The sequence below is a fragment of the Hydrogenophaga atypica genome (assembly GCF_042665215.1).
GTDB lineage: Bacteria > Pseudomonadota > Gammaproteobacteria > Burkholderiales > Burkholderiaceae_C > Hydrogenophaga > Hydrogenophaga defluvii_A.
Genome location: NZ_JBHTCA010000004.1, coordinates 318281 through 335889, shown reverse-complemented (window position 1 = coordinate 335889; position 17609 = coordinate 318281). Strand labels below are relative to the sequence as shown.

Genomic DNA, 17609 nt, shown 5'->3' with positions numbered 1-17609 from the left:
ATCCAATATGGAGGCCGGTTCTTTTTTATCTGGGTTATTTACTATTTCCCCCAACTGTCCTTCAACCCCGTCACCCGGTTGAACACCACTTTCCCGCCCATGCCGTGGTCCGTGCGGTCCGCGACAAAGTAGCCGTGCCGCTCAAACTGGAACTTCTGGTCGGCCTGGGCCTGGGCCAGTGAGGGCTCCACGTAGGCGGTGACGACCTTGAGGCTGTCCGGGTTCAGCGCGTCCAGGAAGTTCTTGCCGCCTGCGTCGGGGTGCGGGTCGCTGAACAGGCGGTCGTACAGGCGCACTTCAGCGCTCACGCCGTCGGCCACGCCCACCCAGGTGATGGCGGCTTTGGCTTTCACGCTGTCCGCGCCGGGGGTGCCGCTCTTGGTGCCGGCAATCACTTTGGCGTGCACTTCGGTCACCTTGCCATCCGCGTCTTTGGCGCAGCCGGCGCATTCGATGACGTAGCCGCCTTTGAGGCGCACCACATTTCCAGGAAACAGGCGCTTGTAGCCCTTGGGCGGCACTTCTTCAAAGTCTTCGCGCTCAATCCACACTTCCTTGCCGATCTTGAACACGCGGTCGGGCGGTGGGGTTTGGCCTTCGGCTATTGCCGAGTGGGGCAGGGCGGGCTGGGTGCAGTCCTCAAGATAGTCGTCAGAGCCGAAGGCTTCTGCCCAGTTGGTCAGCACCAGTTTCACCGGGTCCAGCACGGCCATGCCACGGTGGGCTTTGTTTTCCAGGTCTTCGCGCAGGCAGCCTTCGAGCGTGCTGTAGTCGATCCAGCTGTCGCTTTTGGTCACGCCAATGCGTTCGGCAAACAGTTGGATGGCCTCGGGCGTGTAGCCCCGGCGGCGCAGGCCCACGATGGTGGGCATGCGGGGGTCGTCCCAGCCGCTCACCTTGCCTTCGTTCACCAGTTGCGCCAGCTTGCGTTTGCTGGTGATGACGTAGGTGAGGTTGAGGCGCGCAAATTCGTACTGGCGCGGCGGCGGGGCTTTGAGCAGACCGCCTTCTGCCAGGCGCTCCAGCAGCCAGTCGTAGAAGGGGCGCTGGTCTTCAAACTCCAGCGTGCAGATGCTGTGGGTGATCTGCTCCAGCGCGTCTTCAATGGGGTGGGCAAAGGTGTACATCGGGTAGATGCACCACTTGTCGCCGGTGTTGTGGTGGGTGGCGCGGCGGATGCGGTAGATGGCCGGGTCGCGCAGGTTGATGTTGGGCGAGGCCATGTCGATCTTGGCGCGCAGCACGGCGGCGCCGTCGGCCAGCTTGCCGTCGCGCATTTCGCGGAAGCGGGCCAGGTTCTCGGCGGGCGTGCGGGTGCGGAAGGGGCTGTCCACGCCGGGCTTGCCAAAGTCGCCCCGGTTCACGCGCATTTCTTCGGCGGTTTGCTCGTCCACGTAGGCGTGGCCGGCTTCAATCAGGTGCTCCGCTGCGCGGTACATGAAGTCGAAGTAGTTGCTGGCGTAGTAAAGGTGGTCTTCCTTCTTGCCGCCAAAGTCAGACGCCCAGCCAAAGCCCAGCCAGTGCACGGCGTCCACGATGGCGTCCACGTACTCCTGCTCTTCCTTCTCGGGGTTGGTGTCGTCAAAGCGCAGGTGGCACACGCCGCCGTAGTCGCGCGCCAGGCCAAAGTTCAGGCAAATGCTCTTGGCGTGGCCCACGTGCAGGTAGCCGTTGGGTTCAGGCGGAAAGCGGGTGCGGATCTTGGCGGGGTCGGGCGTGCCGGCCTGGTGGTGGGCGGCGTCGCCGGGGCTGCCGCCCCATTGGCGGGTGGTGTAGGTGCCTTGGGCCAGGTCTTTTTCAATGATCTGGCGCAGGAAGTTGCTGGCCTTGGCATCGGTGTCGGCGGGAGTGGGGTGCGCGTTGGAGCTCATCCCCAGATTCTAGGCGTCGGCTCCGCCGACGCCAGGGGCGCGCCCTATTGACCGAAGCGCGGCCCGTCCTTCAAGAATTCAAGCTCTTCCGGCGTGCTGTTGCGGCCCAACACCGCGTTGCGGTGCGGAAAGCGGCCAAAGCGGGCCACGATGTCGCGGTGCAGGATGGCGTACTGCAGGTTGTTGGCCAAGATGTCTTTCAAACCTTCGGGCGCGCCCGCGTGCAGGCGCTCAAAACAGGCCACGCAGGCGTTTTGCTGCGCCAGTGTTTCGGCGTGCATCAGCGGCATGTACACAAACAGGCGGCCGGCGCGGGGCAGGGCCGCGTCTTCGCCCGCGTCCAGCGTGCGCTGGCTCAGCGCCTGGGCTCGGGCGTCGCCGGCAAAGGCGTGGGCCTGGCCTCGGTAGACGTTGCGGCTGAATTGGTCCAGCAGCAGGATGAGCGCCAGGCGGGCCATCGGGTCGGCCTCCCAATCGGCCAGGCCGCCGGCCATGGCCTCTTCCACCAGCGGGCCAAACTGGGCGCGGATGTTGGCGTCCACTTCGGCGCCCCCCTTGAACCACAGGTCGCCCCGGTGGGGTTGGGGCCAGTCGGTCAGCGGGTCGTCGCCCAGCCAGAAGTGCAAAACCTGGGCGGCGGCGGGGGGCAAGGTGGTCATGGCAGCGTGTTCAACAAAGGGCATCACGGCATTCTAGAAGTGGCGTGTAACATCCGCCGCGCTCTGTCACGCCGCCCACCATGTCCAACGCCCCTTCCCGCCTGGCCCTCATCGACGCCCTCAAGGCCGTGGCGTCGCAGTTCATCGTGCTGCACCACCTGGCGTTTTATGGGCCCATGTCCGACTTCACGCACAAGTTGTGGCCCGGCCTCATCACCTGGCTGAGCCAGGACGCGCGCATGGCGGTGCAGGTGTTTCTGGTCATCAGCGGGTTTTTGTCGGCCCGTGCCTTGGCGCCCCACGGTGTGTTGCGGGGGCAGCACCCACTGCGGCTGGTGCTGTCACGCTACATCAAGATCAGCCTGCCCTACCTGGCGGCGCTGCTGGTGGCCATCGTCTGCACCGAGGTGGCCCGGCGCTGGATGGCGCACGACTCCATCCCCGACACACCGGAGCTGTTGCAGTTTTTGGCGCACGCGCTGCTGCTGCACAGCGTGCTGGGCATGGATGCGCTCTCGGCCGGCGTGTGGTACGTGGCCATCGACTTCCAGCTCTTCACCCTCTTTGTGGCCGTGTTGTGGCTGGCACGCAGCCTGGCCAACGGTGCGGCGCGTGCCACCGCGTGGGCCGTCATGCTGTTGATGGCGGTTTTGGCGCTGGCCTCCCTGTTCTTCTTCAACCGCGATTCGGACTGGGACAACTGGGCCTTGTATTTCATGGGCGCTTACACGCTGGGCGCCATCACCTGCTGGGCCAGCCTGCCGGGCCAACACCGGGCGTGGCGCTGGTTGGCGGCGGTGCTGGTGCTGGCCACGGTGCTGGCGCTGGCGGTGGACTTCCGCGAGCGCATTGCGCTGGCCCTGGTGGTGGCGCTGCTGCTGGGTGTGGCGCAGTGGGGCGGCTGGCTGGCCAGCTTCCCGCGCAGCCGGGTGCTGGCTTACCTGGGCCAAATCTCGTACTCGGTGTTTTTGCTCAACTTCCCGATTGGGCTGGTGGTGAACGCGGCCTTCACCCGCTTTGCCCCACCCGACCCCGTGGTGCAAACGGTGGGGGTGCTGTTGGCGTGGCTGGCTTGCAATCTGGCGGGCGCGCTGTTCTACCACCAGGTGGAGCACCGGCTGCGGCGCCTGGGCTGAAGCCGTTACGTTTGCTCACGGTCTTGACACTTGGAGGTGGATTGTCAAGACCGGGCTGAGGTGCAATACGGCAACGGGCTTCAGGCCTGCTTCAACCGGAGACCCTCATGACTTCTGACCGACCTTCAACCGCATACCGACCATGGCTGGGCCGTGGCCTGGCCTGGGTGGCCGGCCTGTGCGCCCTGGGAGCCGCCAGCGTGGCGCAGGCCCGCGATGTGAACTGGTCCATCGGCATCGCCTCGCCCGGCGTGTCGGTGGGTGTGTCCAACCACCGCCCGGTGGTGGTGTACCCGCAGCCGGTGTATGGCCAACCGGTCTATGGCCAGCCGGTCTACGTGCACCCGCAGCCCGTCTACCAGGTGCGGCCCATGCCGGGCTATGTGCAGCCGGTGGTGGTGCACCCCTACCCGCCGGTGGTGGTGTACGGCCCGCCCGGCCACGGCCACAAACACAAGCACCGCCATGGGCATCGCCATGGAAACGAACGCTGGGAGCGTGACGACGACCACCGTCGTTGGCGTTGATTTTTTCTCGTTGGTTTTCCAAGGCTCCCGCTGCGCGCAAGTGCAGCGGGTTTTTTCATTTCTGCGCCACTTTGCACCGCCTTCACACCGCTGAAACCCCTGCGGCATGAACAGCGACCGGGGGTTTCTACAATTTGGGCATGAACCTCAAGAAGTGGAGCGCCACGGCGCTGGTGTTGGTGGCGGCGGCTGGAGCGGGCTGGTGGTGGATGCAGCGCGGCGACGCGCCCGCCGTGAGCTACCGAACCGCCAAGATCGAGCGCGGTGGGCTGCAAGCCACGGTGTCGGCCAGCGGTGCGGTCAACCCGGTCACCCAGGTGTCGGTGGGCACGCAGGTCAGCGGCCAGATTCGCGACCTGTACGTGGACTACAACGCCGAGGTGAAGGCCGGGCAGCTGATCGCCCAGATCGACCCCGAAACCTTTGAGTACCGCGTGCGTTCGGCCCAGGCCGACCTGGACGCCGCGCGCGCCAACGTGCTCACCGCGCAGGCCAACGCCGCTGCCAGCCGCGCCAACCTGTCGCGCGCGCAGACCGACCTGGCCGAAGCCCAGCGCAGCCACGACCGCAACCTCAACCTGGTGGCCCAGGGTTTCATCGCCCAGAGCGAGGCCGACCGCACCCGCGCCCTGGTGGCGTCGGCCACCGAAACCATCAAATCGGCCCAGGCGCAGCTGGGGGTGAGCGAGGCGCAAATCAAATCGGCCCAGGCCACGGTGGCGCAGCGTGAAGCGGTGTTGGCCCAGGCCGGTGTGGACCTGGGGCGCACCCGCATCAAGTCGCCGGTGGACGGCATCGTCATCAAACGCGCGGTGGAGCGTGGCCAGACGGTGGCTGCCAGCCTGCAGTCGCCCGAGCTGTTTGTGATCGCGCAAAACCTGTCGGACATGCAGGTGGATGCCAGCATCGACGAGGCCGATGTGGGGCGCATCCGCACCGGCCTCAAAGCCACGTTCACGGTGGATGCGTTTCCGGGGCAGAGTTTTGACGGCGAGGTGCTGCAGGTGCGCAAGGCCGCGCAGAACGTGGCCAACGTGGTCACCTACATCGCGGTGGTGCGTTTTTCGAATGCGGCAGGGCGCTTGTTGCCGGGCATGACGGCCAACGTGCGCATCCTCACCGACGCGCGCGAAAACGTGCTCAAGGTGCCCAACGCCGCCCTGCGCGTGCGCCTGCCGGGCGTGGAGCCGGCCGGTGCGGCGCCGGCTGACGCAGCGGCGCCCGTCGCTGCAGCAGCGGGCAGCGGTGCTGGCGGACGCAACCCCATGACCGAGTTGCGCGACCGCCTGGTCCAGCAACTCAAGTTGACGGAAGACCAGATTGGCAAGGTCGATGGGATTTTTGCCAGTGCCCGCCCCCAGTTTGCGGCGCTGCGTGAATTGCCCGAAAAAGACCGTCCCAAGGCGCGCGAACGCATCATGGTCGAGGTGCGTGCGCGCATCACCGATGTGTTGAGCCCCGAGCAAAAGCCGCTGTACGCGGCCTTGGTGGCCGAACAGTCGGGGCGGCAGAGCACACGCGGGCGTGTGTTTGTGCTGGGTGCCGATGGCAAGCCACAAGCGTTTGATGTGCGCCTGGGCATCAGCGATGGCAGCATGACCGAATTGATGATGCCCGCCAACTCGCCCTTGGCCGACACGCTCAAGGTGGGCGCCGAAGTCATTGTGGGCACCCAGTCCGCCGCACCGCGCGCAGCGTCGGGCCCGCGTTTCTCGTTCTGATCGGCGCACACCCATGGCACTGATCGAGGTCGAGCACCTGCGCAAAAGCTACACGCTGGGCGGGCAGACGGTCCGGGCGCTGGACGACGTGAGCCTGTCCATCGATGAGGGCGAGTTCGTCGCCATCATGGGCGCTTCGGGGTCTGGCAAGTCCACCCTGATGAACATGCTGGGCTGCCTGGACAGGCCCGACAGCGGCAGCTACCGTTTGGCCGGCGAGCCGGTGCAGGCCATGGGCAAAGACGCGCTGGCGGCGGTGCGCAACCGGCGCATCGGTTTTGTGTTCCAGCAGTTCAATTTGTTGCCCCGCACCTCGGCACTGGAAAACGTGGAGTTGCCCATGGTGTATGCCGGCGTGAAGGCTGGCGACCGCCACCAGCGCGCCCTGACGGCGCTGCAGCGCGTGGGCCTGGGCGAACGCACCGGCCACACGCCGGCCGAGCTCTCGGGCGGGCAGCAGCAGCGGGTGGCGATTGCCCGCGCGCTGGTCAACCAGCCGCAGCTCATCCTGGCCGATGAACCCACCGGCGCGCTCGACTCGCGCACCAGTGACGACATCATGCAACTGCTGGCGCAGCTTAACGCCCAGGGCATGACGGTGGTGCTGGTGACCCATGAGCACGACGTGGCGGCCTGGGCGCGGCGGCGGCTGGTGTTTCGTGATGGCCAACTGGTGGAAGACGCGCGCCAGCCCGGGCGCGTTGCGGCTGCTTCAGCCCAGGAGACCGCATGAACACGCTGGCCGCCGTTCGAAGCGCCTGGCGTGCCCTGCGCGCCAACCTGCTGCGCAGCCTGCTCACCATGCTGGGCATCATCATCGGCGTGGCCGCCGTCATCACCATGATCGCGGTGGGGCAGGGCGCCACCGACCGTGTGCAGGAATACATGAAGGTGCTGGGCTCCAACATCATGCTGGTGTTGCCCGGTGGCGCCAACACCGGCGGTGTGCGCCAGGGCGCGCAGACCGCACAGGGCCTGACCGAAGACGACGCCACGGCCATCGCGCTGGAGGTGCCCGAGGTGCAGGTGGCCGCGCCCAGCTCGCGCGCCACCGTGCAGGCGGTGTATGGCAACAGCAACTGGAGCACGCCGGTGTTTGGCGCCACCAACGACTACCTCGAAGCGCGCGACTGGCCGCTGGAGAGCGGTCGTCTGTTCGAGGCCGCCGAGCAGCAGGGCGCTGCCAAGGTGGCGTTGATCGGTTCGACGGTGGCCCGTGAGCTGTTTGGCGACCAGGACCCGATTGACCAAGTGGTGCGCTTGCGTTCGGTGCCGGTCACCATCGTGGGCGTGTTGTCGTCCAAAGGGCAGAACTCCTGGGGATCGGACCAGGACGACATCATGATCGTGCCCATCAGCACCTTCCGCAACCGACTGCAGGGCGGCACGGCGGGGCGCATCAAGCGGGTGGCCACCATCTCCGTCAAGGTGCGCGACGGTGCCGACATGAAGGTGGCCGAAGAAAGCATCACCGAATTGCTGCGCCAACGTTTTCGGGTGCAACCGGGGGCCGACGAGCCCTTCCGCATCCGCAACCTCACTGAAATGCTGCAGACGCAGGAGGCGTCCAGCCGCACCATGACCATGCTGCTGTCGGCCGTGGCGGGCATCAGCCTGGTGATTGGTGGCATTGGCATCATGAACATCATGCTGGTGAGCGTGACCGAGCGCACCCGCGAGATTGGCCTGCGCATGGCGGTGGGCGCGCGTGGGCGCGACATCCTCTCTCAGTTCCTCATCGAGGCGGTGACGCTGAGCCTGGTGGGCGGTGCTGTGGGCGTGCTGCTGGGGGCGGCAGCCACCTGGGCGGTGGGCGAGTTTGCCGGCTGGAAGGTGAGCATGACCCTGGACTCCGTGTTGCTGGCCGCCGGTTTTGCCGCGTTTGTGGGCGTGTTTTTTGGTTACTACCCGGCGCACAAGGCTTCACGTTTGTTGCCCATTGAGGCCCTGCGGCACGAGTAGACTCCAGGCTTCCGGTTTCTCCCACCCATGCGCGTTCTGCCCCTCCCCCTGCGTTTTGCTGCCGCTCCATTGGCCCGTTGGCACGTGCTGCTTGCCCTGCTGCTGGCGGGCTTGGTGCTGGTGTTGGGAGGCTGTGCCGCGCTCACCGGGCCGCGTGTGGTTTCGGTGTCGGAGGCGCAGCTTGCGCAGCGCATTGCCGAGCAGTTTCCGGTGCGTCGCCGTTACCTGGAACTGTTTGATCTCACCCTGTCGGCGCCGCGTGTTCGCCTCATTCCGGCCGAGAACCGCGTGGGCACCCGCATGGACTTTGCGTTGGGCGACTTCTGGGGCGATTCACGCCGTTTTGACGGGGCGCTGTCCCTGAGCTACGGGCTGCGCTTTGAACCTTCCGATGCCAGTGTGCGCATGACCGATGTGCGCGTGGAGGCCTTTGACGTGCCGCGCCTGAGCGGCCCCATGGCCAACCAGGCGCAGCGTTTGGGTGCGCTGGTGGCCGAGCACCTGCTCAACGATTTCAGCCTGCACCGCTTCAAACCCGAGGACCTCCAGTCCGCGCAACGCCTGGGCTTGCGCCCCGGTGTGCTGAAGGTGGTGCCGGGTGGGCTGCAACTCGAACTCACTTCCCCTTCCCACTGATTCATGGACCCAGTTTTGTTGCTCAAGGCCGCCGTTTTGGGGGTGGTCGAGGGGCTGACCGAGTTTTTGCCCATTTCATCCACCGGCCACCTGATTCTTGCGGCAGCGCTGCTCGACTTGCAGGGCGACAAGATCAAGCTGTTCGAAATCGTCATCCAGACCGGGGCCATCATGGCCATCGTCTCGCTGTACTTTCAGCGGCTGTGGCAAACCGCCAAAGGCCTGGCCACCGAACGCGAGGCCCAGCGCTTCACCGCCAATGTGCTGATCGGCTTTTTGCCCGCGGCCGTGGCCGGCGTGATGTTCATTGGCTTCATCAAGCAGGTGTTGTTCAGCCCCATCGTGGTGGCCTTGGGTTTCATCGTCGGCGGGGTGATCATTCTGTGGGCCGAACGCCGGCAGGCCGGTGTGCCGGCCCGGGTGGACAACGTGGACGAACTGCGCTGGCGCGACGCCCTCAAGGTGGGCCTGATCCAGTGTGTTGCGCTGGTGCCTGGTGTCAGTCGCTCGGGTGCCACCATCATCGGGGGCATGCTGATCGGCTTGTCGCGCAAGACGGCCACCGAATTCAGCTTTTTCCTCGCCATTCCCATGTTGTTTGGCGCAGCAGCGTACGACCTGTACAAACACGCCGGGCTGTTGAGCACCGCCGACCTGCCGCTGTTTGCCGTGGGGCTGCTGACGTCTTATGTGTCGGCCTGGGCCTGTGTGCGCTGGCTGCTGCGATTTGTGGCCAGCCACACCTTCGTCCCGTTTGCCTGGTACCGCATCGCGTTTGGCGGCTTCATTCTGCTGTCGGCTTGGGCAGGCTGGATTCGCTGGACGGCGTGAACACCGCCACCCGGTCGCCGCCGCTGCGCGAGGCCTGCTGGCGGGCCTGTGCGGCATGTGCCTGCAGATCGGCCAGGTCGTCCCCGTGGGCCGGGTACATGGCCATCCCGATGCTGGCCGAGACCTGAAGCCAGTGGCCGTCCACCACCAGCGGTTCGTTGATGTGGTGGCGCAGTTTGTCGGCCACGGCCAGGGCGTCTTCGGTGCCCTCGACGTTTTCCAGCAGCAGCACAAATTCGTCGTTGCCGGTGCGGGCCACCGAGTCCGACGCCCGGGTGCAGGTGGCCATGCGGCGCGCGGCCTGGCGGATCACGTGGTTGCCCATCTCGACACCCAGCGCCTCATTGATGGGCGCCACACCTTCGAGCGACACCTCCATGAGCACAAAAGCGCTGCGGTTGCGTCGCGCTGAGGCCAGCGCATGCGACAGCCGATCGGCCAGCAGCGCGCGGTTGGGCAGATCGGTCAGCGGATCGCGCTGGGCCATCACCCCCAGTTGCGACTGCGCCTGTTTGAGCGGCTGGATGTCCATCACCACGCCGGCCAGGGTGTCGGCCTGGCCGTGGGCGTCGCGCGACAACACGCGCCCGCGCCACAACAGCCAGTTCCAGCTGGCAGGCCCCCGGGCGAAGCGCACCTCGCAATCGAGGTGATCACTTTTGCCCGCCAGCGCATCCCGCCAGGCACTGCGCCATGGGTCGAGATCCTGAGGGTGCAGAAGCAGCTCCATGGCCGCGAGGCTGCTGTGGCCGGCGGCGCCGGTGTCTTTCAGGCCAATCAGCGTGCCCGAGCGTGTGTCCAGCACAAGACGCTGGGTGCTGGAGTGCCAGTCCCACAGGCCGGCCTGCGTGCAGTCGAGCGCGTTGTTCAGGCGTGCCAGTTCGGCGGTGGTATCCGTTGCGGTGGGCTCCACCGGTGGGGTGGCCCGGGGCGTGGCGCTGGTGCGCCGGTTTTGGGTCATGGTGTCAGCAAAGCTCTTCTTGCTCGAAGCAGCGAGGTAGGCGCAATTGTGACCAACTATTTCACATTTACCTTTTGTTCACAATATGTTACGCCGCTTGGGCCGGTGTTGCGCTCATGCCGGAGAGCACGTCCTCGATCAAGGCGGCGGTTTCCTGCGGTTGCTCCATGGGGAACAGGTGGCTGCCTTCCAGCATGCGCAAGCGTTCGGGGTGCTGTTTGCCCACCACTTTGTGTGTCATCGCCATGCCCACCTGCTGCATCTCTTGCGAGTGCGTGCCACCAATGAAGGCCACCGGGCATGGCAAGGGGTGGCGGCGCAGCAGGCGGTCGAGGTGGTGGGGCAGGGTGTTGTAGATCGCCGTTTCGATGTCGCGGTCGAAGTCCAGCACCCGGCGCACGCCGTCGGCGGTGGGCTGGTCGTGGGTGCAGTGGGTCACGTAGTCGCGCAGCACCTGCGGGTGCCAGCGCGCAAAGGCACGCTTGTGCTGAAAGTGGGCCAGGGCATCGTCCAGGCTGGGCCACTGGTGGCGGCGGCGGCGGCTGATTTTGCCGGGTGAGACCGAGCCCACCAGCTGCGCGCCCTTGATCAAGGCCAGCGTTCGCGCACGCCAGCCGCCCAGCAGCGGTGAGTCAAGCAGCAATACCCCTTGCACACCTTTGCCACCCAGCTGCGGGTGTTGGGCCGCGCACATCACGCTCACAAACCCGCCCAGCGAATGACCCACAAGAAACGCCGGGCCCCGGTGCTTCTCAACCTCGGGGCCGGCGAAGTCGGCCAGTTGCTGCACCAGATGGGGCCAGTTGCTGGTGACGGGATAACGCGGGTCGTGGCCAAACTTGTCCAGCGCCTTCACCGCAAAGCCGCGCGCGCGCAGCGAGCGGAACATCAGGTTGTAGGTGGCGGCGGGAAAGCTGTTGGCGTGGGCAAAAACGATCAGCGGGGTCTGGCTGTGGGGCATCGTGTTCAGATCAACTTGTCCTTCGGGGTGCTGATCTTCTTGAGCGCACGGCGTGCGCTGCCCGTCATCAGGGGCACGGCGGTGTGGCTGCCGTCCCAGGTGGGGTGTTCGATGCTGTCGAACACCTCGCGCAGCTTCTGGCCCCAGGTGTTGTGCAGCATGCGGAAGTAGGGGTTGTTGTCGTCGATGCAGACGATGCGGTCGCTTTTGAGCTGATCGGCTTCGTACACCACCAGGTCCAGCGGCAGGCCCACCGACAGGTTGGACTTGAGCGTGGAGTCCATGGACACGAGCACACATTTGGCGGCTTCGTCCAGCGGCGTGTTGGGTGTGATCACGCGGTCCAGCACGGGTTTGCCGTACTTGGATTCACCGATCTGGAAGAAGGGCGTCTCGGCCGTGGCTTCGATGAAGTTGCCCGCCGAATAGACCTGGAACAGGCGCATGCCCTCACCGGCCACCTGGCCACCGAAGATCATGGAAACGTTGAAATCGACCCCGGCGCGCTTGAGCGATTCGCCGTCGCGCTCGTACACGTGGCGCACGGCGGCACCCAGCACGCGCGCGGCATCGAACATGCTTTTGGCGTTCCAGATGGTGATGGCTTCATCGGTTTCCGGGTCCTTGAGCTGCTCCACTTGCAGGATTTCGCGCACCGACTGCGAGATGCTCAGGTTGCCCGCCGACAGCAGGCACATGAAGCGCTCCCCCGGCTTCTCGTAGACGATCATCTTGCGGAAGGTGCTGATCTGGTCCAGGCCCGCGTTGGTGCGTGAATCGGACAGGAACACCAGCCCGGCATTGAGTTTGACGGCGACGCAATAGGTCATTTCTTTTTGCTCAGTTTTTTCAGTGTGTAGACCAGCTCCAGGGCCTCCCGGGGGCTGAGTGTATCGGGGTCGATCTGGGCAAAGGCCCGGTCCAGCGCGCTGGGTTCGGGCTCGGCGGTGGCCGGCGGCGGGGCGAACAGATCGACCTGGCTTTGCGCCTGCTGGCTGTGGGCCTCCAGCGCGGCCAGCGCGTGTTTGGCGTGGCTCACCACCGCGCCAGGCACGCCTGCCAGGCGCGCCACCTGCACGCCGTAGCTGCGGCTGGCCGGCCCGGGTTCGATCTGGTGCAGGAACACGATGTCGCGCCCGCCCGACTCCACCGCACTCACATGCACGTTTTGTGCCGCGTGGTGGCTGGCCGGGAACTCGGTCAGTTCAAAGTAGTGCGTCGCGAACAAGGTGAAGGCGCGCACCTTGTCGTGCAGGTGGGCGGCGATGCCACCGGCCAGCGCCAGGCCATCGAAGGTGGACGTGCCCCGGCCGATCTCGTCCATCAGCACCAGGCTTTCGGGTGTGGCGCTGTGCAGGATGTGCGCGGCCTCGGTCATCTCCAGCATGAAGGTGGATTGGGCATTGGCCAAGTCATCCGCCGCACCGATGCGGGTGTGGATGGCGTCCAGCGGGCCCAGGCGGCAGCTTTGTGCGGGCACGTAGCTGCCCATGCTGGCCAGCAGCGCGATCACGGCCACCTGGCGCATGTAGGTGCTTTTACCGCCCATGTTGGGGCCGGTGATGATTTGCATGCGGGCCTTGGGGCCCAGCACCGTGTCGTTGGCAATGAAGCTGCCACCACTGGTTTCATTCAGCCGAGCCTCCACCACCGGGTGCCGGCCGGCGCGGATTTCGATGCACGGCTCGGGTGTGAACTGTGGCGCCGTCCAGTTGAGCGTGAGCGAGCGTTCGGCCAGCGCACACAAGGTGTCCAGCGTGGCCAGCGCACGGGCCACGCGGTCCAGCGTGGGCAGGTGGGCTTGCAGCGCGTCCAGCAGCTGTTCGTACAACCATTTCTCGCGCGCCAGTGCACGTTCCTGGGCGCTCAAAGCTTTGTCTTCAAACGCCTTGAGTTCGGGCGTGATGAAACGCTCGGCGTTTTTCAAGGTTTGGCGGCGGCGGTAGTCGTCGGGCACCTTGTCGAGCTGGCCCTGCGTGACCTCGATGTAGAAGCCGTGCACCTTGTTGAATTGCACGCGCAGGTTGGCGATACCGGTGCGCGTGCGTTCACGGGTTTCGAGGTCGAGCAGAAAGCCGTCGCAGTTGGTCTGGATGGCGCGCAGCTCGTCCAGCTCAGCGTCAAAGCCGTGGTTGATCACGCCACCGTCGCGCACCAGCGCGGCGGGTTCGGGCAGCAGGGCGCGGTGCAGCAGCACGGCGCCGTCGGGCGGCGGTTGCAGGTCGCCAGCCATGGCCAGCAGCAGGCTGGGCGCGTGGCCTGCTGCCAAGGTGGCGTGCAACTGCTGTGCCAATTCGGTTGCCTGCGCGAGCGTGTGGCCCAGCGCCACCAATTCGCGTGGACGCACCTGGCGCAGCGCGGTGCGGGCGGTGATGCGCTCCACATCGGCCGCGCCTTTCAAGGCATCGCGCAGGCGCTCGCCGCGAAAACCCTCGCGCAGCCAGCCGATGGCGGCCAGGCGTTGGCGCGCGGGTTCGCGGTCGCGTGGGGGTTCGAGCAGCCAATGGCGCAGCAGGCGGCTGCCCATGCCGGTGCGGCAGGTGTCGAGCAGCGAGAACAGCGTGGGCGCCGTCTCGCCGCGCAGGGTGTGGGTGAGTTCGAGGTTGCGCCGGGTCATGGCCGGCAACTCGATCAGCTCTTGCGGCCGCGCCACCTGCAACTGGCGCACGTGGGCCAGCGCGCGGCCCTGGGTGTGTTCGGCAAAGTCCAGCAGGGCCGAGGCGGCGGCGTGGGCCAGCGGCAGGTCTTGTGCGCCCCAGCCGGCCAGGCTGCCGGCGTCGAGTTGGGCCAGCAGCTTTCGTTCGCCCAGCGCGGGGTCGAACTGCCAGGCGGGGCGGGGCGTGAGTGTCGGACGGCCACTGCCGGGCAGGCCAAACCCTTGTTCAAAGGCCGGCGGCGCGTCGGCGCTGTAGAGGATTTCGCTGGGGTCCAGGCGTTGTTGCCAGGCCGCCCAGTCGTCCTTGTCGCACTGTGCCAGGTGCACCGTGCTCTGGGTCACGCTCATCCAGGCCAGGCCCAGTTGGGCGCGCGGACCGTGGTGCACCGCCAGCAACAGGGCCTCGCTTTTGTCCGACAACAACTCGGCGTCGGTCAGCGTGCCGGGCGTGACCACGCGCACCACCTTGCGCTCCACCGGGCCTTTGCTGGCGCCCACTTCGCCCACCTGCTCGCACACGGCCACCGATTCGCCAAGCTTGATGAGGCGCGACAGGTAGCTCTCGACCGAGTGGAAAGGCACACCTGCCATCACCACCGGCTGGCCGGCCGACTGGCCACGTTTGGTCAAGGTGATGTCGAGCAGGCGCGCGGCTTTTTCGGCGTCGTCGTAGAAGACTTCGTAAAAGTCGCCCATGCGGTAGAACACCAGCGTGCGCGGGAACTCGGCTTTGATGGCCAGGTACTGCGCCATCATGGGGGTGTGGTTTGAGAAGTCATTCTCCATGGCTTGTTTTTGTTCGTAAGCTGTTGAATTTTCTATGTTTTTTGTCACTACTCAGCTTTCTTGTTTTGCCATGAATCGCATAGAACCACATAGAACCGCCACTTTTGCGTAGCAAGAATGTAGCAAAATAGAGACCCTCATCACGCAATTTTGGGTGGGTATATGCGCTTCATCTTCACACGCGACAACCTCAAAAAGCTGACCCCGTCCGTGCGCCCTGTGGTGGCAAACGGCAAGATGGTCGGCCTGACTGACGTTGACCAGCCCAAGGCTTACATTGTCTCTGACAGTGCGCCCAACACGCCGCCAGGCCTGTGCTTGTATGTGGGGACGAAGCGTAAGACCTTCTACCTCCAAGTCCGCGTGGGGGGCAAGGTCACGAAGGTGGCCTTGGGTGACTATCCCCGGCTTAATGTGAACACCGACGACCCCCTCACAGATGTCCGACAGATTGCGGGGGATGTTCGTTTCTCGATGAAGCGGGGTGAAGACATTCAGGAACTCCGTGCCGAAGAGCGGGGAATTGTGGCCACCACACTGGGCCACGTCATGTCGAATTACTTGGAGCAGTACAAGAAGGGGAAAGACCCCCGGCCCAATTCGGTAAAAGCCATTGAGGCGGCCATCCGTCGATTGAAACCGTGGCTTGGAAAGTCGCTGCGCACGATCGGCGTGAAGTCTGTTCAAGAAATCTGGCAACGCATTGCCAAGGAGCAGGGACATCGCACCGCAGCAGAACAGACGTTGATGTGGTGCCGAGCTGCGTTCAACGTGCACATTGAAGACCAGCAGGCCAACCGAAACCGGGCATCTTTCGATGGCGAGCTGTTGGTCAACCCGTTCAACATTGCCCGCAGACACATGCGTACTCGCGCAGAGTTGGAAGCTGAGTACGAAGACCGGAAAGTCCGCAACCCCTTGGAAAACACTCCCGAGAAGCTCGGGACATGGCTTGATGCGCTCTGGGCAAAGCGCCAGCGCAACCGCGATGCCGTGGACTACATGCTGCTGACCTTGCTACTCGGTGCACGCAAGAGTGAGACGGCCAAGCTGGTTTGGCGTGATCAGCTATTGGCGGAGGGCTTGGACGAGACGGAATTCAGCGTGCTATCGCTGCCCGAGGGGGCGGAATGCGGCCAAGTTACTTTCAGGGGAACGAAGTCCGGCACAACCCACAGCGTGCCGCTCGGACGCTTTGCCACCTGGTTGATGAGATTGCGTCAGCAAGAGCAGCCGAGCCAGCTGTACGTTTTCCCGTCATCGTCGAAGAACCCCAAGACCGAATCTGCGTACTACAACAGCCCCCGCGAGTTTGTTGCCTCCTTGCGGTCAACGTTGGAAAAAAAGAGCTTACAGCTGGCTTGGGGTGAGTACGTCGCAAGACGGGACCCGGAGATTGCCGCGTCAGTAGAAGCCCAAGAGGAGTTTGAGCGGAGATACCGACCCCAGTGGGTGTTCACCATGCACGATCTCAGACGGACCTTTTGCACCGTCGCCGTGAATATCGAGGGCATGCCTTATGCTGTTGTCCAGCAGCTCATGAATCACGGGCAAATGGGCAACGTGACCGCGCGATACGGTAAGCCCAGTCAGGACACCCTGCGCCGATACATGCAGAAGCTAGAAGACGAAATACTCCGGCATGCCACAGTGCTGCTGAGACTTGATGGGGAGGCAGTCAGTGAGCATTGAAGATATGGATGCGGGGCAAAACGCTCTGCTTGCCGAGGTCATGGCACTTTCGTCGGAAGTGCGGCGGGTCAAGTTGCTCTCAGCCGCAAAAGCCGCGCTGATGCTCGATATGTCTGTGAGCACGCTTGAAAAGCGGCGCAAGAAGTTGAAGCCACCGCCACCAGCACCCAACTGGGCTGGCGGTAAAAAAGGCGACGAGGTGAAGTACCTGGCGAGCACCCTGGTGGAGTACATCGCGGGAGAGCCGATCAGCCAACCCAATCCGTACCCGTCCATGGAGCACCTGCCGATTGCCAAGAACGCAGCTGCCTCACGCAAAAACGGCCTGGGCATCCTCGGTATCAGGCGCCATCTAATGAAGTTCGGCTCCGTGACGGAAGTCGCTGATGACGATGCTGTCTGGCCGTTCTTTGTGGAGCAGCAAGGGTTGGTCATTGCACCTTGCTGGGAAAACGTCCAAACCACTGCGGAAATGTTCATGGATGACCGCATTGAAGTGGTTTGGATGGATTGGGTGGCCGCTCTCGCAGGCGTTTGGGTCGATGAAGCCGCGCGAGGCCACTGGTTGACGGTTGCCGAGGAAGAGTCTCCTGGCCTGTGTCAACGCGTGGACGAGTCCAGGCGTGCAAAGCTCCTGGCTCTCTGACAGGTTGCTCCTCAATCCCCCATGAGACCAGCGGGTATGTCGTGGTCTACCGGTGCAATAAGTGGCACCCCGTCCAGTGCCATGCGAACCCTGGCAGCCACCAATTCCGGAAGCATTGTCTCGATGAGTTGCTGCAAGTCCGGCAACAGTGTCTGAGCTTTGGAAACGAGGTTCGGAAACCTGCGATACGCCTCAACACCCTCTGGGGTCGCAAACGCTTCCAGCGCGGTGCGCGCTGAAATCAGAGGCTTGTGCAGCAGCAGGTAGTCATGGCGAATTCGGGGGGAGGGTGCGCTGCTTGACATGTTAGTTGCGGTTGAAAAGTCGTTGTGCGTCCATTCTCGGCGGATTCCGATGCCACAGACCAGGGGCATGGCCAACGTGTTTTTGTCGTGAGTTGGAAGCTCGCTGGCGGAGTGCGCCGTGACACGCTTCAATGGTGCGTTCTGCCTGCTAGACTGACCCGCCGATCAGGCGCTTGGGGGAGTGCACTGGGTTTGCGCCTTGCTCGTCCCTGCCAAGGAGTCAGTGCCTGATGTAACCACCGTTCAACGCACTCAGGCG

The 17609-nt window shown here is 64.7% G+C and carries 16 protein-coding genes; 9 read left to right on the top strand and 7 right to left on the bottom strand.

Features of this window, described 5'->3' with window-relative positions; translation table 11 throughout:
• Nucleotides 1–41 precede the first annotated feature (41 nt).
• The gene (locus tag ACFQPB_RS08335) at nucleotides 42–1871 is read right to left on the bottom strand and encodes a glutamine--tRNA ligase/YqeY domain fusion protein (RefSeq protein WP_382221771.1); all 1830 of its coding nucleotides are present in this window, start codon (nucleotides 1869–1871) and stop codon (nucleotides 42–44) included.
• Between the two features lie 44 nt (nucleotides 1872–1915).
• The gene (locus tag ACFQPB_RS08330) at nucleotides 1916–2530 is read right to left on the bottom strand and encodes a DUF924 family protein (RefSeq protein ID WP_382221768.1); all 615 of its coding nucleotides are present in this window, start codon (nucleotides 2528–2530) and stop codon (nucleotides 1916–1918) included.
• 80 nt (nucleotides 2531–2610) lie between these two features.
• On the opposite strand from ACFQPB_RS08330, the gene ACFQPB_RS08325 reads away from it, so the two are divergent.
• The 7 genes from ACFQPB_RS08325 to ACFQPB_RS08295 all read left to right on the top strand — a co-directional run bounded on the left by ACFQPB_RS08325 (nucleotide 2611) and on the right by ACFQPB_RS08295 (nucleotide 9343).
• Nucleotides 2611–3666, top strand: a complete 1056-nt coding sequence (locus ACFQPB_RS08325) for an acyltransferase family protein (RefSeq protein ID WP_382221765.1) — start codon at nucleotides 2611–2613, stop codon at nucleotides 3664–3666.
• A 107-nt stretch (nucleotides 3667–3773) separates the two neighbouring features.
• Nucleotides 3774–4193, top strand: a complete 420-nt coding sequence (locus ACFQPB_RS08320) for a hypothetical protein (RefSeq protein WP_382199238.1) — start codon at nucleotides 3774–3776, stop codon at nucleotides 4191–4193.
• Between the two features lie 140 nt (nucleotides 4194–4333).
• Nucleotides 4334–5914, top strand: a complete 1581-nt coding sequence (locus ACFQPB_RS08315) for an efflux RND transporter periplasmic adaptor subunit (protein ID WP_382221762.1) — start codon at nucleotides 4334–4336, stop codon at nucleotides 5912–5914.
• A 13-nt stretch (nucleotides 5915–5927) separates the two neighbouring features.
• Entirely contained in the window at nucleotides 5928–6647 is a 720-nt protein-coding gene (locus ACFQPB_RS08310) for an ABC transporter ATP-binding protein (protein WP_382221760.1), read from the top strand.
• Entirely contained in the window at nucleotides 6644–7876 is a 1233-nt protein-coding gene (locus tag ACFQPB_RS08305; RefSeq protein ID WP_382221757.1) for an ABC transporter permease, read from the top strand. Before ACFQPB_RS08310 ends, ACFQPB_RS08305 begins: the two co-directional genes overlap by 4 nt.
• A gap of 27 nt (nucleotides 7877–7903) precedes the next feature.
• Nucleotides 7904–8512 carry a YceB family lipoprotein gene (locus ACFQPB_RS08300; protein WP_382221754.1) on the top strand — a complete coding sequence of 203 codons (609 nt, stop codon included), beginning with the start codon at nucleotides 7904–7906 and terminating at the stop codon, nucleotides 8510–8512.
• Between the two features lie 3 nt (nucleotides 8513–8515).
• A complete protein-coding gene (locus tag ACFQPB_RS08295) occupies nucleotides 8516–9343 on the top strand; it encodes an undecaprenyl-diphosphate phosphatase (protein ID WP_382221751.1) in 828 nt (275 codons plus the stop codon).
• Here the strand turns inward: ACFQPB_RS08295 and ACFQPB_RS08290 are convergent.
• From ACFQPB_RS08290 to mutS, 4 genes are all read right to left on the bottom strand, one after another.
• Nucleotides 9297–10304 (bottom strand): diguanylate cyclase domain-containing protein, encoded by a 1008-nt coding sequence (locus ACFQPB_RS08290; protein WP_382221748.1) that lies wholly within the window; start codon nucleotides 10302–10304, stop codon nucleotides 9297–9299. The two genes, ACFQPB_RS08295 and ACFQPB_RS08290, sit on opposite strands and share 47 nt — an antisense overlap.
• Nucleotides 10305–10392: 88 nt before the next feature.
• A complete protein-coding gene (locus ACFQPB_RS08285) occupies nucleotides 10393–11265 on the bottom strand; it encodes an alpha/beta hydrolase (RefSeq protein WP_382221745.1) in 873 nt (290 codons plus the stop codon).
• Nucleotides 11266–11270: 5 nt separating this feature from the next.
• A complete protein-coding gene (locus ACFQPB_RS08280) occupies nucleotides 11271–12095 on the bottom strand; it encodes a proteasome-type protease (protein ID WP_382221743.1) in 825 nt (274 codons plus the stop codon).
• Entirely contained in the window at nucleotides 12092–14707 is a 2616-nt protein-coding gene (mutS, locus tag ACFQPB_RS08275; protein ID WP_382221740.1) for a DNA mismatch repair protein MutS, read from the bottom strand. The genes ACFQPB_RS08280 and mutS overlap by 4 nt, the downstream gene beginning before the upstream one ends.
• A 162-nt stretch (nucleotides 14708–14869) precedes the next feature.
• Between mutS and ACFQPB_RS08270 the strand changes: the two genes are divergently transcribed.
• Both ACFQPB_RS08270 and ACFQPB_RS08265 read left to right on the top strand, forming a co-directional pair.
• Nucleotides 14870–16399, top strand: a complete 1530-nt coding sequence (locus tag ACFQPB_RS08270) for an integrase arm-type DNA-binding domain-containing protein (RefSeq protein WP_382221738.1) — start codon at nucleotides 14870–14872, stop codon at nucleotides 16397–16399.
• A complete protein-coding gene (locus ACFQPB_RS08265) occupies nucleotides 16389–17045 on the top strand; it encodes a hypothetical protein (RefSeq protein ID WP_382221736.1) in 657 nt (218 codons plus the stop codon). Before ACFQPB_RS08270 ends, ACFQPB_RS08265 begins: the two co-directional genes overlap by 11 nt.
• Nucleotides 17046–17056: 11 nt before the next feature.
• On the opposite strand, the gene ACFQPB_RS08260 is transcribed toward ACFQPB_RS08265, so the two are convergent.
• The gene (locus ACFQPB_RS08260; RefSeq protein ID WP_382221733.1) at nucleotides 17057–17425 is read right to left on the bottom strand and encodes a hypothetical protein; all 369 of its coding nucleotides are present in this window, start codon (nucleotides 17423–17425) and stop codon (nucleotides 17057–17059) included.
• Nucleotides 17426–17609: the final 184 nt, after the last annotated feature.